This is a genomic window from Peptococcus simiae (assembly GCF_046097595.1).
Taxonomy (GTDB): domain Bacteria; phylum Bacillota; class Peptococcia; order Peptococcales; family Peptococcaceae; genus Peptococcus; species Peptococcus simiae.
In genome coordinates this window covers 205,095-219,370 of the sequence record NZ_JBJUVG010000002.1, presented here as the reverse complement: position 1 = coordinate 219,370, position 14,276 = coordinate 205,095, and the positions used below count along the sequence as shown (strand labels likewise).

Genomic DNA, 14,276 nt, shown 5'->3' with positions numbered 1-14,276 from the left:
CAGATGGAAAATAAAGTAAAAGTAGTTATGGCGTACTCTGGGGGATTGGATACATCAATTATCATCCCTTGGCTCAAGGAAAATTACAACTGTGAAGTCATTGCCTGCTGTGCTGACGTCGGTCAAGGGTCGGAAGTGGACCAGGTTCACGATAAGGCCCTGGCCAGCGGTGCCTCTAAAGTTTATATCATGGACTTAAAAGATGAGTTCGTAGCTGATTATGTATTCCCGGTCATTCGGGCTGGCGCTATTTATGAAAATAAATACCTGCTGGGGACTTCCTGTGCCCGTCCCCTCATTGGGAAGGCCCTGGTTGAAGTGGCCAAAAAAGAAGGGGCCGATTACATTTGCCATGGCTGCACCGGGAAGGGGAATGACCAGGTCCGGTTTGAACTGGCCATCAAAGCCTTGTCTCCCAGCACAAAGATCATCGCCCCTTGGCGGATTTGGGATATTAAGAGCAGAGAAGATGCCATTGACTATGCAGAAGCTCATGGCATTGAAGTACCTGTCACTAAAAAACGCCCCTACAGCATGGACAGAAACGTCCTTCACCTATCTCATGAAGGGGCTGACTTGGAAGATCCGGCCAATGAACCGATGGCCGACCTTTGCCTGATTTGCACACGGCCGGAAGATGCGCCGGATGAAGCGGAATATGTGACCATTGACTTTGAACACGGAACCCCGGTCGCTCTGAACGGGGAAAAATTAGCCCCCCTTCAATTATTGGAAAAGGCTAATGAACTGGCTGCTAAACACGGGGTTGGCATTGAAGATATCGTTGAAAACCGCTTGGTAGGGATGAAATCCCGCGGGGTATATGAAACCCCCGGCGGTACCCTCTTACATGAAGCCCACCTGGCCTTAGAATCCTTAACTCTGGATAGACAGACCATGTACTTTAAAAATACGGTCTCCAACCAATACGCCCAACTGGTCTATGACGGTTTATGGTTCACCCCCTTGAGAGAAGCCCTGGATGCCTTTGTCGATTCCACCCAAAGAACCGTTAGCGGTCAAGTGCGGATGAAGCTTTACAAGGGTAACTGCCACTCTGCCGGGATGACCTCTCCCTATTCTCTCTACAATGAAGACTTTGCCACTTTCGGTGAAGATGAAGTCTACAACCAGGCAGATGCAGAAGGCTTCATTAACTTATTCGGCCTGCCGGTTAAGGTGAATGCCTTGATGAAGGAAAAAGCCGGTCTGAATACGGAGGAAAAATGAGTAAATTATGGGGCGGTCGCTTTTCTAAAGACAGCGACCACTTAATGGAGGACTTCCATTCTTCCATTAAATTTGACCAGAAACTCTATCGGGAAGACATCCGCGGCAGCATTGCCCATGCAGATATGCTGGGGACTGTCGGCGTCCTGTCCAGAGCGGAAGCAGATACCCTTATTGAAGGTTTAAAGGCTGTTCAGGCAGATATTGAAGAAGGAAAAGTGGCCTTTACCACCGAAGATGAAGATATTCACATGAATATTGAGCGTCTTCTGACGGCCAAGGTAGGGGATGTTGGTAAGAAACTCCACACCGGCCGGAGCCGGAATGACCAGGTGGCCGTTGACCTGCGGATGTATGTCCGGTCAGCTGTCGCTGAAACCCGTCAGCTCCTGGTGGACTTGGTAGAAGTCCTCCATGACCTAGGCGCGGCCCATGTGGAAACCATCATGCCCGGCTACACCCACCTGCAAAGGGCCCAGCCGGTTACCTTTGCCCACCATTTACTGGCCTATATCCAGATGTTTCGCCGGGATGTTGTCCGCCTGGATGACTGGCAGAAAAATAATAATATCATGCCCCTGGGGAGTGGGGCCCTAGCCGGGACCACCTACCCCCTAGACCGTAACCAGACCGCCCAAGCCCTGGATTTTGATGCCCCCTGCGCCAACTCTATGGACGGGGTCAGTGACCGGGACTTTGTCTTGGACTACCTCTATGCCGCCTCTGTCAGCATGATGCACCTATCCCGCTTGAGCGAAGAGGTTATCTTATGGGCCAGCCAGGAATTTGCCTTTATTGACCTGGATGATGCCTACAGCACCGGCTCATCTATTATGCCGCAAAAGAAAAACCCCGATGTGGCTGAACTCATCCGCGGGAAGGCCGGCCGGGTATCCGGCCACCTGATGGCCATGCTGATGACCATGAAAGGGCTGCCTCTGGCCTACAATAAAGACATGCAAGAGGATAAGGAAGGGCTCTTTGATGCCATCGAAACCTGGCAAAAATGCCTGATGATGGCGGCGCCCATGCTTAAAACCCTGAAAGTTAAAAAAGAAAACATGCGGGCTGCCAGTGAAGGCGGGTTTACCAATGCCACCGACCTGGCAGACTACCTGGTCGGCAAGGGCGTGGCCTTTAGAGATGCCCACCGGATTGTCGGTGAACTCGTGGCCCATGCCCTAGACCAAGGTCAGGCCCTCGGTGACCTCTCTTTAGCAGACCTGCAAAAGGCTTCCCCTCAAATTGAAGAGGACATCTACGAGGCCATCTCTGTAGATACTTGTGTGAAAAGACGCCACACCAAAGGGGCGCCCGGTTTCCCTCAAGTGGAAGAGGCCCTGGACGAATGTAAAAGCTGGCTCACTCAGCAGCAATAGATACGCCCATCAAGCTCATCAAATAAAACCCCTAAAAGTTAGACCGACCGGCCTGACTTTTAGGGGTTATTTTATCCTGCGGCCAGGTATGTAGTCAGTAGAAAGCATCCCGGCGATAAAAAATACTGTAAAAATGACTGGTCCGTGGTGCTGGACCTATCTTTTTTAGAAAGAATCATTTATCATAGAAAAGAGGTGTGAGCATGAATAAAGAATTCGTTTTAAAGGTTTTTCAGGACAATGCGACCAAGCCCTTGCCTTTTGAGAGCATTGCCAAGCTTTTTCCCCAATTAAGTAAAAGCGATCGAAAAAACCTCCAGAAAAGTATTGATGAGCTAACAGCAGAAGGGGCCCTGGTCAAAACCAGAACAGACCGGTATGGACTCCCCGAGCAATTGAACTTGGCCGTCGGTAAAGTAAAAAAGAATAAAAAGGGCTTCGGCTTCCTTATTTTAGATAACCCGGATAAGGATGACCTTTTCATCCCGGCCCAGGCCTTAAACGGGGCCCTCGACCAGGATAAGGTTATTGTCCGCCTTGGGGCGCCGGCGAAAAAAGACCCTAAGACCGGTGACCAATTGCGGGCGACCGGCGAGGTCATCCGCATCTTGGAGCGGGCTAGAACCTCCTTTGTCGGTAAGTTGGATGCCCACAAACACTTTGGCTTTGTCATCACGGACGATGCCGGAGATATTTTTGTGCCCAAGTCCGGCTTTTCCGGTGCTAAAAAGAATGAGATCGTTTTAGTTGAAATCAAAAAATGGTCAGATGGGTCTAGAAACCACGAAGGGGTTATCAAGCGGGTCTTAGGCAAAGAATCGGATCCCGGTATTGATATTCTATCGATTATATATGAACATCACTTGCGGGCCGAATTCCCCAATAAGGTGCTTAAAGCGGCCAAGGACGTGCCCCAAAAAATCAGTTCAGCGGATTTTGATAACCGTCATGACTTACGCCATATTCCCTTTATTACCATTGATGGGGCAGACTCTAAAGACTTAGATGATGCCGTTCAACTAGAAGTCCTGGATAACAATCATTATTTCTTGCGGGTGGCCATTGCCGATGTCGGCTATTATGTGCCGGAAGACTCCGTATTTGATAAAGAGGCCTATAAAAGAGGGACCAGTGTTTATCTCCTGGACCGGGTCCTGCCAATGCTGCCCCAGGAACTCTCTAATGGCATCTGCAGCCTTAATCCCGGAGAAGACCGGTTGGCCATGGTTTGTGCCATGGAAATTGATGAGAAGGGGCGGGTTGTTGCCAGCGAAATCATGGAGGGGGTCATTCATACCAAGGCCCGGATGACCTACGATGGGGTTAATGCCATCCTAGCCGGTGATAAGCACCTGTCTAAGGAATACGAAGAAATCGTCCCCATGCTGAAAGACTTGGAAAGCCTTCAGGGCATCCTCATGCAAAAACGGATGGACCGGGGCGCCATTCAGTTTGACCTGCCGGAAAGCGCCATCCGTTTAGATGCAGATGGCCGCCCGGTGGATATTTACTGGAAGAGCCGGGGCCTGGCTGAGCGGATTATTGAAGAGTGCATGATTATCACCAATGAAACGGTGGCCGAGCGCTTTTTCCGTTTGCGGACCCCTTTCATCTATCGGGTTCATGAAATGCCTGAAAAGGAAAGGTTGGAGGATGTCAGCCGCTTCCTTCAGACCTATGGCTACACCCTGCACATCCAGGAAGATAAAGTCCAGCCGCGGGATTACCAAGCCGTTCTGGACCAGGTGGCCGCAGAGGAAGCCTATCCCATTAACATGGTTATGCTCCGGTCGATGACTCATGCTTACTATTCACCCAAGCCTCAGGGCCACTTTGGCCTGGCCTCCAAGTACTATACCCACTTTACCTCTCCAATCCGCCGGTACAGTGACCTGGCCATCCACCGGGTGATTAAGGAACACATCCACCATAACTATAAATTATCTAAAAAAAGGTTGGTCACCCAAGAAGCCTCCCTCAGTCGCTATGCCGAGCAGGCCAGCCTGACGGAAAGGGTTGCTGAAGAGGCCGAACGGGATGTCCTGGCTCTTAAAAAGGTTGAGTATATGGTTGACTATGTGGGCGAGGAATTTGACGCCCGGGTGGTCAGCGTTACCGGTTTTGGCCTCTTTGTCCAATTAGAAAACTCCGTAGAAGGCTTGGTGCATATTTCAACCCTGGTTGACGATTTCTACCGCTTTAACCAGGACCAACTCTTATTGGTTGGGGAACACACCGGGAAGACCTACCGCCTGGGTCAACCGGTCAAGGTTCGCTTACTCAAAGCGAATGTGGACTTAGCCCAGTTGGACTTTGAATTAATCAGTGAGGAGGATGAAAGTGAAAGTCATCGCTGATAATAGAAAGGCCCGACATGACTACTACATTGAAGAGAGCATCGAGGCGGGAATTGTCCTTAAAGGGACAGAAGTGAAGTCTATCCGAGCCGGGCGGGTAAATTTAAAAGACGCCTATGCCTCGATCGACCAAGGCGAAATCTTCATCGAGGGCATGCACATCAGCCCTTATGAACATGGGAATATCAACAACGTTGACCCCTTAAGAAAAAGAAAGTTACTTTTGCATAAGCGACAAATTCTAAAGCTTGAGCAAAAGATAAAAGAAAAGGGCCTGACCCTGGTGCCCTTAAAGATTTATTTTAACAATGCGAATGTGAAGGTAGACCTGGCCGTGGCACGCGGGAAAAAACTGTATGACAAGCGGGCGGTGGCTGCTGAAAAATCTGCCCGCCGCGATATCGATCGGGCACTGAAATCGCGTCAGAGATAAGAGGAGGCATTTGAATGGGACAGAAACTAACAACTAAAGATATTCGACAAGTTTATTTTTCAGAAGTGAAAAAAAGCGTCATCCGTCGTGTGGCGCGTACCGTCTTCATTACCCTCATTGGGGTGATTTCCATATTTTTAGCAGATGCAGCGACCAACTCTGACTTAGACAATACCAATCCAAACTTCAGACATTAGAAGATAGGCTTAGTAAACAACTGGCCCCCCAAATTTGGATTTTTAAATCCAAATTTGGGGGGCCAGTTGTTTAAAGTACTAAGGGTGTTTTTATTTAGTTAGAGACCTTCGGTTCTTTTACTTCGTAGTCGCCAGCTTCCAGGGTCATTTGCTTGATGAAAGCCGGGCGGCTGGGGGTTTCAGCGATATGGTCAACGCCTTCAATGCCTTCAATGACTTTACCAAAGGCGGCGTATTCGCCGTCTAAGTGGGGGGCCTTGGCATGCATAATGAAGAATTGGGAGCCGGCACTATCTGGGGCCATGGTTCTGGCCATAGAAATAATGCCCCGTTCATGTTTTAGGTCATTCTTAAAGCCATTGCTGGTGAATTCACCGGCGATGGTATAACCGGGGCCGCCGGTTCCGGTACCATTGGGGCAGCCGCCCTGGACCATAAAGCCAGGGATAATTCTGTGGAAGGTAAGACCGTTGTAAAAGCCCTTCTGGACGAGGTGGGTGAAGTTGGCAACGGTATTAGGGGCAATCTCAGGATAGAGTTCAAGCTTAATCAGATCACCATTATCCATCTCAATGGTAACAATAGGATTTGTCATTAATTTGTCTCCTTTAACATGTCTATTTGCGTTAAAATGAATAAAGTCAATATAAACTAGTTACCTAGATATAGCTTTCTCTAAACGCATCTGAGGAGGATTAGCCTTTAATGATAAAGAAAATTATAGTGCCCTTTTTTCTGGGCCTTCTTTTTTGTGCGGCCTTTAACCAGCCCCCGGCTCAAGCAGCTATTACCTTATTGATTAACAATGATGCCTATTTCTCTGAGCCCCGACCTGAACTGGTCGACTCACGGGTTTATGTGCCCTTGCGGACCATTTCCGAAGGCCTGGGTTACGATGTGGCCTGGGACCAGGAAGAGCAGCTTGTTTCAATCAGCAAGACCGGGAATCACGCCATCAGCTCTAATCCCAACCGGCCTCAAATTAGCATCTATATCGACGGGGAAAAGCTAGGTCTGACACCCTCCCTGGGCCAGGCCTATATTAAGGCGCCGGGCTATACCATGGTACCCTTGCGGGCCATTTCGGAAGGGCTGGGTGCCCAAGTTGAATGGCATGATGGCCTGGTAACGGTCCAACAAGATAGACAAGGGGAACTAGTGGGTGAAGAAAGCCAGCCTGAAGCCACTTGGGCGCCGCCGACTATAGCAAGCGAGGAAAGGACGACACCCTCTGACCCAGCACCGGTCTATGAGCCCATCCCAAGTTCGGCACCACAAGTTTCCCTCAGCGGGCAAACAGCTACGAGCATGACCATCTTAGGCGAGGCCTGCCTGAGCCTGGACCAGGTCAACCGCTATTTGGCTGATAAAGAGAAACAAATGCAGGCCCAAACCCTGCGAACCGGTAAACGGTTTACCCCTTTCCCTCAAAACATTGGTGCCCTGTACTTATCCATTGCGCCGAAATACGGAATCCGGGGGGATGTCGCCCTGGCGCAAGCCATTCAAGAAACCGGTTACTTCCAATATGGCAATGAGGTCCTGCCTAAGCAAAATAACTACTGTGGCCTGGGGGCGATTGGCCGCCGGACCACCCAGGAAGACTTAGATAAGCAAGTCTTTTCAACGATTGATCCATCAGCCGCCTGGTTGACCCTGGGTGTTCATGGCTGGTCCTATAAGACGCCGGCTGTCGGGGTGGAAGCCCACCTCCAGCACCTGTACTCCTATGCCAGTGCCAACCCCCTACCGGGTGGCTGTCAATTATATGATGGCCGCTTTAACCACGGTAATCGAGGCAAAGCCCACGTTTGGGCAGACCTGAATGGCCGCTGGGCTGTACCGGGTGACCGCTATGGTCAAATTATTGTCGAACAAATTTGGCGGGAAATGGCCGCCTATTAAAAGCCAGCACTGGTTTCTCAAGGGAACCAGTGCTTTTTGTATGGGCCCGGCTTGGGTATATGCTAGGTAAGACCCTTATCGAGGAGGATGACAGGTGAATATTAGACGGACTGTGACAAAAGCGTTGAAGGGCCAGGCCGATGACCGCTTCAATGTCATCGCATCTGCCTTTGAAGAAGACGCACCGGCAACGATGCGGGTATTACAAATGCACGTTTATGCCCCGATTACCCAGATAGACCGCTGGCAGGCGATTGAAATCATCGGTCAGTTGACTGAAAAATACGCCCCTGAAAACGACGAGCTTTTCCGCAATGTCATTCGGCGCTTTATCCTACAGATGTGTGAAGAAAGTGCCAATGTCCCTTGGGCCTCAGCAGAGGTCATCGGAACCATGCTCGCCCATGATCGTAAGCGTCAGTTTGTAGAATTTGTAGGGCCCTTATTTTACCATGCGGGCTTAAATGAAATCTGCTACCCGGGTTTATTTTGGGCTTATGTGCAAATGGCGCCACGCTATGGTGAGGAAATGCAGGAATTCTTGCCGAAAACCCTTCCCTTTATTACTTACCATGAAGCGGAAGCACGGGCTTATGCCGCCTGGGCTTTCAGAGAAGTGCCCTATGCACCCGCCGCCAAAGCCCTGGAGGCTCTCTTGGAAGACGACAGAAGCTTCCCCATTTATGAAAATGGTACCCTGCAGGAATATACCATTTCAAGTTTGGCCGCTGAAGCCCTGGAGCGGTGTAAGGCTGCTGCCAAGTAAAACTTTACAAAAAAAAAGAGAAGGGGTAGAATAAGGGTTACGCAGCAGAAAGTGATCGCGGCTTCGGCTGAGGAAAGTCCGGGCACCATCGGGCAGGATGCTGGCTAACGGCCAGTGAGGGTAACCTTAAGGAATAGTGCCACAGAAAGCAAACCGCCTTCGGGTAAGGGTGAAAGGGTGCGGTAAGAGCGCACCGGCAATTGGGTGACCAATTGGCCAGGTAAACCCCATCCGGTGCAAGACCTAGTAGAAAACAATAGAGTGGCCCATTCTGTTTTCGGGTAGGTCGCTTAAGGCAAGAGGTAACTCTTGTCTCAGACAGATGATCACTGATACAGAACCCGGCTTATTATCTGCTGAAAAACCCCCTGTACATTTTTTGTACAGGGGGTTTTTGTATGCCATTAAGCAGCGGTACCGGTTTGCTGGCCGTAATACTGTTGGTTTTGTTGGTATTGGCCCTGCTGGCCCGTTTGCTGCTGGCTGTTTTGTTGGCCTTGCTGTTGCTGGTTTTGTTGTTGACCCTGCTGGTTCTGGCCAGTGTTTTGGGTCGCTTGCTGCTGTTGAACAGTGTTTTGTTGCTGTTGCCGGTAGTAATTGGCATAATTGGCCGAGGAGTAGGTGGTGGGTTCTGTGCCACTGGCGTAGAGTTCCATATGTCTGAAGGCATATGGAGTAGACCGAGTGGCCAATTTACCTGTTTTGGTATCAATGAGCACATCTACCAGGCCTTCAGGGCGCTCGAAATTTTCTACCGGTAGATCGCGGTGGGCGTAGGTCATGATGTTGCTAAAGACCACGGCCGCGTTTGTTGAGGTACCGTAAATCGGGGCCGGTGTATCGAAGCCCATCCAGACGACGCCAACCAGTTGGGGAGTGTAGCCGGCGAACCAGAAGTCCTTACTGTTATCTGTGGTCCCGGTTTTACCGACAACGGTTCGGCCATCGCCTAAGGCAGCTGCGCCGCCAATCCCTTCGTAGACCACGCTCTGCAAGCAGGAGGTAACCATGTAGGCGGTTTCTGGGCTCATGCCCTTGTGGCGCTCGGCCTTTTCTTCCCAGATGACCCGGCCTTTTTCGTCAGTAATCTTGGAAATCAGGTTCGGCTCAGTATAGACCCCGCCATCAGCAAAGGCCCCATAGGCACCTGCCATATCCATCACGGAGACCCCCTTGGTGAGGCCCCCTAGACCGGCAGATAAGGTTTCGTCATTGACGTTACCCTCTTCAACCAGAGTGGATATACCGATATTTTTAGCGAACTTGAGGCTATCCTTGATGCCGATTTCCTGTAAAACCCGTACCGCTACTGTATTGTAGGAATCAGCGATGGCTTTACGGATGGTGACATCCCCGTGATACTGTAAGTCAGCGTTTTTAATTTCATGGCCGGAATCACTCCGGAAGGGGGCATCCTTAAAGACGGACCCGGTGCCGTAGCCTTTTTCAAAGGCCGGCGCGTATACAAAAATGGGCTTAAAGGCAGACCCGGGCTGACGGGTGCTTTGAGTGGCATAGTTCCAACCCCGGCTGCGGTTTTCATCCAGGTGACGACCGCCAACCATGGCCCGTACGCCACCGGAGGCGGCATCCATAATGACCATGGCGGCCTGCAGGGTTTCATTTGAGGCACCACCCGGGAAGTTGTAATCGGAATTAAAATAATCAAACATGTATTTCTGTAAAGGCTGGTCTAATCGTGTATGAATAATATAGCCGCCCGTATAGAGCTGGTTGATATCTTTTTCTAAGCCTAATTTTTGTGCAGCAGCTGTAATAACCGCATCAATATAGCTTTGATTATAGGTTTGGGTCTCTGTTTCCGGACTGACAGAAATGGTGGCCAAGTTTAAGGGAGCATTGGCAGCCTTCTGATAATCCGCCTCAGTGATGTATTTATTGGCTAATAAGGCCTGGAGGACTTGGCCCCGGCGTGCTAAGGCATTGTCCGGATTGCTAATGGGGGAGTGGCCGGCAGGGTTCTGAATAATCCCGGCAATCATGGCCCCTTCTGCAATGGAGAGTTCAGAGGCATGCTTACCGAATAAATCATTGGCGGCGGCTTCTACCCCATAACAGTTCATGCCGCTGTTGCCGACGCCCAAATAAACCCGGTTTAAATAAGCCGTAATAATATCTTCCTTGCTGTATTGCTTTTCTATCCGTAGGGCTAATACAGCTTCCTGAATTTTTCTGGAATAACTTTTTTCGTCCCGTTTATTCAGGGCCATCCCGGCTAATTGCTGGGTGATGGTGGACCCCCCTTGGACAATGTGACCGGCCCGTAAGTTGGCAATAAAAGCCCCGCCAATCCGAATGGGGTCAATCCCATTATGCTTGTAAAAGCGCTTGTCCTCGATGGCAACGACAGACTTAATCATATTCGGAGAAATTTCATTGTACTTAATCTGAATATGATTATTATTCGCTGAAAGCTTATCGACGAAGTCGCCGTCTTTATCGACAATGTAGCTGGTTACGTTGTAGCTCGTTATGTCCAGGTCTTCAATATCCGGCATAGAGCCCATGGCCGCCATAATGACAGTCGTCACCGTTGTTACCCCGACGACGCAAAGCAATAGAAAGGCCAGTATGAGTAAATGTGACCATTTAAACCTTTTAGGGGGATTTTGGTCAGGTGAGTTTTTTTCATTATCCATTGAGAAACCTCCTTATAGGCCATATTATAGCATAGATTGAACTGGCTCCATAGCTAATTTAACAGATAAAAAGAAAGGCGCCCCAGAGGGGCGCCGAAAGAACTATACCTTATTCCTTAACGATTTCGTTTAGAGCGTTAATTAAAGCATCAACATCGATACCATGAACTACGGCACCCTGTTCAATATTTTCAAAGCGTGCAGCAGCACAACCCAGACAACCCATGCCATATGCCATGAAGACCTGAGCTGTTTGCGGGTATTCCCGAACAATATCAGAAATAGCCATATCTTTAGTGATTGCCATGATGATACTCCTTTCTATATAGACGGGTCTCCGTCAATCGTCATTTTAGCAAAAAGATCTCACTTGTCAAGCCATCTAAAAGTTATAGGTCTAAAAAAGTTAGCATCCCTTACTTGAGAAAGGGATTGCAAAAGGTTATACTAAGTAGGTTATTTAAGGGAGGCGGTATGAATTGGAAACCTTTCTCAGTCGTACAGAGAAGCTCGTTGGAGAGGAGGCCGTTCTGCGATTAAATAAGGCCCATGTACTTGTCGCCGGCGTAGGCGGCGTTGGCTCCTTTGTCGCAGAGGCCCTTGCCCGTGGAGGCATCGGCGAGCTGACCATTATAGATGATGATATTGTGGATGTTACGAATATCAACCGGCAGCTACAAGCCTTCCCCGATACTGTGGGTCGGCCCAAGGTAGAGGTCATGCAGGAACGGTTATTGAGGATCAATCCCGCCCTCCAGTGCCATGCCGAAAGGATTCATCTTACTGAAGACTGGACCTTGGCAGGAGAGCTGGCTTATATAGCCGATTGTGTGGATGATGTGCAAGCTAAAAAGCAACTGATTGTGACGGCTCAAAGGGCCCAGGTGCCGGTTATTTCCAGTATGGGGTCCGGCAACCAGATCGATAACCGACACTTCACCATTACCGACCTGTCGAAAACCCATACCTGCCCCCTAGCCAGGGCTCTTAGGAAGGCCCTGCGGGAAGAATCCATTTGCAAAGGGGTTAAAGTTTGCTATAATCCAATTAGTCCATATGTTAAAATGGCGGGTTCACCAGGCACCATGTCTTATGTACCGGGCACTGCAGGCTTATTAATTGCAGGCGAGATTATCCGGGAAATAATTGGTATTTCTGTGTAATCGGTTTAAAAGTCGGGTATAAGGTGGATAGATAGAAAACTAAACCAAGGCGTTTTAAGGAGGATTTTCATGGCTAATGATAACGTTATTATCGTCACGGACGATAACTTTGATGAAGTTGTTCTAAAAAGTGACCAACCGGTACTGGTTGACTTCTGGGCAGCTTGGTGTGGCCCCTGTAAAATGGTTGGGCCCATTGTAGAAGAATTAGCAGATGACTTTGCCGGCAAAGCAAAGGTTTGCAAATTAAATGTGGATGAAGCTGGTCGTACCGCTCAAGCTTATGGCGTTATGTCCATTCCGACCCTTATCCTGTTTAAGAATGGCGAAGAAAAAGACCGGGTTGTCGGTTTCAGACCTAAGTCTGACCTGGCCCGTCTGCTCGAATCCTAAAACAAAAGCTGCCCAGAGTGTTTGGGCAGCTTTATTCTTTATAGATACTGGTCAGGTAGGGAGTGGTGGAGGCGTTGGGTTTGATTTTTAGAGAAGTTCTTGTCCAGGCCTTTCACCATAACCCCTATCAGGGCAAAGAGCAGACTGAGAGACAGGCGGACACCGGTTCGGATTAGTTTTTTCCGGAGGGCTGTGTCTAGTTGGTAAAGGGGATGGCTGGCACTAGTGCCGGCTTTTTCAATGAGTCCCTCGTCAGCGAGCTCCTGGAGGGTCAAAGCCGTTTCGGCTGGGGTCATCCCACTTTTTTTGGCTAACTTTTCTACAGAACAGGGCCCCAGCGTTAAGGCGATTAATAGTGACCGGTATTTACCATTGATTAGATGCGTAAAGTAATCTTTCATAGCATGACCTCCTAGTGCAAACATAGCATGATGACGGGGGCCTGTCAATGACCTTCAATTGAAATTTAGACCGCCTATTAGAGAGGAGGAAGCAGGTTGAAATGCCCAAAATGTGGTCATAATAGCCGCGTTCTGGATACGCGCACAGCAGAAAGTGGTGATGTCATCCGGAGACGGCGGGAATGTACCGCTTGTCATAACCGCTTTACGACCTTTGAAAAAATCGAGGACATGCCCTTACTTGTGGTCAAAAAAAGTGGCCGGAAAGAGTTATTTGATGCGAGCAAGGTCATGAAAGGCTTGGTTAAGGCTTGTGAAAAAAGGCCGATATCCGTAGATAAACTCGAAAAATTATCTTTAGAAATTGAAAAGGACCTAAAGGCCGAGGGCCGGGAGGTAGACTCTGCCCGGATTGGTCAAGCCATCATGAATCGCCTGATTGACCTGGACCAGGTGGCTTATGTCCGCTTTGCCTCTGTGTATAAGGACTTTTCGGATGTAGAGACCTTTATCAAGGAAATAGAGAACCTGCCGCACCGCCATGACTGATCGCATAGAGGGGAAGTATGATGCCATTATCCTGCAGGAGCGGACTTTTAATGAAGCCGATGTGATGGTGACGGCCCTGACTGCTGATATAGGCCACCAAACCTTTATCGCCCGGGGCTTAAAGAAGGAAAAGAGTCGTCTTCGCGGGCTGATCGCCCCTTTTTCGGAATGTCGCCTTCAGTTGGTGGCCGGCAAGGGCCTGCCTGTTCTAACCGGCGCTGACTTAATCGATGCCCATGATGCTATCCGGAACAATTACCGGTATTCCGTTGCAGCCCTCTATATTTGTGATTTGTTCCACCAGATGACAGTCGAAAACGAGCCAAACGCAGGCCGATACGAGCTTTTAAGGGACGGACTGGCTCTTTTGCCAACGGTCCGTGCTTGGCAGTGGATCCTCTATATGGAATGGGCCCTCTTAAAGGATGCCGGCTTCGCAGCAGACCTGGATCGATGTAGCGTCTGCGGGGAAAGGCTCCCGGGTTATAGAGAGGCCCCTGTCGCCGGAGCTGACGGCGAATTTATTCATAAGGACTGCCAGGAAGATGGTGCTGGGGCTAGCCTGCCGGTAGCGGCCTTTGCCTACCTGCAGTATCTAGACCGGGCAGATCTTCGTCACTTAGGCCATATTTTATTAACAGAGCCGGCCCGGCGGCAGGTATATGACTACCTCGGTCAGCGCTATCAATATATTTTGGACTTTCCTCTGGCATCACGCCAAAGTGTTCGCCACCTCTTTGCCAGTCCATCTCTTGACAAGTAGGCCGTTCAACGCTATATTTAATGCATAAATTCATATGAAACGATGACCGGGAAGAGTAAAAAATAACTGTTTTTCAGCGA

15 protein-coding genes, 1 other RNA gene and 1 other annotated feature (1 of these 17 only partly in view) are annotated in these 14,276 nt (G+C 49.6%); of the genes, 12 read left to right on the top strand and 4 right to left on the bottom strand.

From position 1 onward, the window contains the following. The first annotated feature begins 3 nt into the window (after positions 1–3). The 5 genes from ACKQTC_RS02540 (at position 4) to ACKQTC_RS02520 (ending at position 5,596) form a co-directional block, all read left to right on the top strand. Positions 4–1,230 (top strand): argininosuccinate synthase, encoded by a 1,227-nt coding sequence (locus ACKQTC_RS02540; protein ID WP_408976860.1) that lies wholly within the window; start codon positions 4–6, stop codon positions 1,228–1,230. After that, positions 1,227–2,609 (top strand): argininosuccinate lyase, encoded by a 1,383-nt coding sequence (argH, locus tag ACKQTC_RS02535; RefSeq protein ID WP_408976859.1) that lies wholly within the window; start codon positions 1,227–1,229, stop codon positions 2,607–2,609. The genes ACKQTC_RS02540 and argH overlap by 4 nt, the downstream gene beginning before the upstream one ends. Positions 2,610–2,812: 203 nt before the next feature. Beyond that, a complete protein-coding gene (gene rnr, locus ACKQTC_RS02530; protein WP_408976858.1) occupies positions 2,813–4,966 on the top strand; it encodes a ribonuclease R in 2,154 nt (717 codons plus the stop codon). Then, on the top strand, positions 4,944–5,399 hold the full coding sequence (gene smpB, locus ACKQTC_RS02525) for an SsrA-binding protein SmpB (RefSeq protein ID WP_408976857.1): 456 nt from the start codon (positions 4,944–4,946) through the stop codon (positions 5,397–5,399). The genes rnr and smpB overlap by 23 nt, the downstream gene beginning before the upstream one ends. Positions 5,400–5,413: 14 nt before the next feature. After that, positions 5,414–5,596 carry a hypothetical protein gene (locus tag ACKQTC_RS02520; protein WP_408976856.1) on the top strand — a complete coding sequence of 61 codons (183 nt, stop codon included), beginning with the start codon at positions 5,414–5,416 and terminating at the stop codon, positions 5,594–5,596. A 94-nt stretch (positions 5,597–5,690) separates the two neighbouring features. On the opposite strand, the gene ACKQTC_RS02515 is transcribed toward ACKQTC_RS02520, so the two are convergent. Continuing rightward, positions 5,691–6,191 carry a peptidylprolyl isomerase gene (locus ACKQTC_RS02515; RefSeq protein ID WP_408976855.1) on the bottom strand — a complete coding sequence of 167 codons (501 nt, stop codon included), beginning with the start codon at positions 6,189–6,191 and terminating at the stop codon, positions 5,691–5,693. Positions 6,192–6,301: 110 nt separating this feature from the next. Here ACKQTC_RS02515 and ACKQTC_RS02510 point away from each other — a divergent pair, with 110 nt between their 5' ends. The 3 genes from ACKQTC_RS02510 (at position 6,302) to rnpB (ending at position 8,631) form a co-directional block, all read left to right on the top strand. Further along, a complete protein-coding gene (locus ACKQTC_RS02510) occupies positions 6,302–7,501 on the top strand; it encodes a stalk domain-containing protein (RefSeq protein ID WP_408976854.1) in 1,200 nt (399 codons plus the stop codon). A gap of 94 nt (positions 7,502–7,595) precedes the next feature. Beyond that, a complete protein-coding gene (locus tag ACKQTC_RS02505) occupies positions 7,596–8,267 on the top strand; it encodes a DVU0298 family protein (RefSeq protein ID WP_408976853.1) in 672 nt (223 codons plus the stop codon). Positions 8,268–8,308: 41 nt separating this feature from the next. Next, positions 8,309–8,631, top strand: an RNA gene (rnpB, locus tag ACKQTC_RS02500) — RNase P RNA component class A. Between the two features lie 40 nt (positions 8,632–8,671). Here rnpB and ACKQTC_RS02495 read toward each other — a convergent pair. Together ACKQTC_RS02495 and ACKQTC_RS02490 are read right to left on the bottom strand one after the other, a co-directional pair. Continuing rightward, the gene (locus ACKQTC_RS02495; RefSeq protein WP_408976852.1) at positions 8,672–10,927 is read right to left on the bottom strand and encodes a transglycosylase domain-containing protein; all 2,256 of its coding nucleotides are present in this window, start codon (positions 10,925–10,927) and stop codon (positions 8,672–8,674) included. 109 nt (positions 10,928–11,036) lie between these two features. Further along, a complete protein-coding gene (locus ACKQTC_RS02490; RefSeq protein ID WP_408976851.1) occupies positions 11,037–11,234 on the bottom strand; it encodes a DUF1858 domain-containing protein in 198 nt (65 codons plus the stop codon). A 172-nt stretch (positions 11,235–11,406) separates the two neighbouring features. On the opposite strand from ACKQTC_RS02490, the gene ACKQTC_RS02485 reads away from it, so the two are divergent. Next, a complete protein-coding gene (locus ACKQTC_RS02485; RefSeq protein WP_408976850.1) occupies positions 11,407–12,090 on the top strand; it encodes a tRNA threonylcarbamoyladenosine dehydratase in 684 nt (227 codons plus the stop codon). 69 nt (positions 12,091–12,159) lie between these two features. Further along, positions 12,160–12,483, top strand: a complete 324-nt coding sequence (gene trxA, locus ACKQTC_RS02480; RefSeq protein ID WP_408976849.1) for a thioredoxin — start codon at positions 12,160–12,162, stop codon at positions 12,481–12,483. Between the two features lie 38 nt (positions 12,484–12,521). Here trxA and ACKQTC_RS02475 read toward each other — a convergent pair whose 3' ends face one another. After that, positions 12,522–12,884: a hypothetical protein gene (locus ACKQTC_RS02475; RefSeq protein ID WP_408976848.1), complete on the bottom strand. Its 363-nt coding sequence runs from the start codon at positions 12,882–12,884 to the stop codon at positions 12,522–12,524. 96 nt (positions 12,885–12,980) lie between these two features. Here ACKQTC_RS02475 and nrdR point away from each other — a divergent pair, with 96 nt between their 5' ends. Then, positions 12,981–13,433, top strand: a complete 453-nt coding sequence (gene nrdR / locus ACKQTC_RS02470; RefSeq protein ID WP_408976847.1) for a transcriptional regulator NrdR — start codon at positions 12,981–12,983, stop codon at positions 13,431–13,433. Further along, positions 13,426–14,196, top strand: coding sequence for a DNA repair protein RecO (gene recO, locus ACKQTC_RS02465; protein ID WP_408976846.1), 771 nt, complete (start codon positions 13,426–13,428; stop codon positions 14,194–14,196). Before nrdR ends, recO begins: the two co-directional genes overlap by 8 nt. 33 nt (positions 14,197–14,229) lie before the next feature. Further along, positions 14,230–14,276 (top strand) — a binding site (T-box leader); it runs 116 nt beyond the window's last position.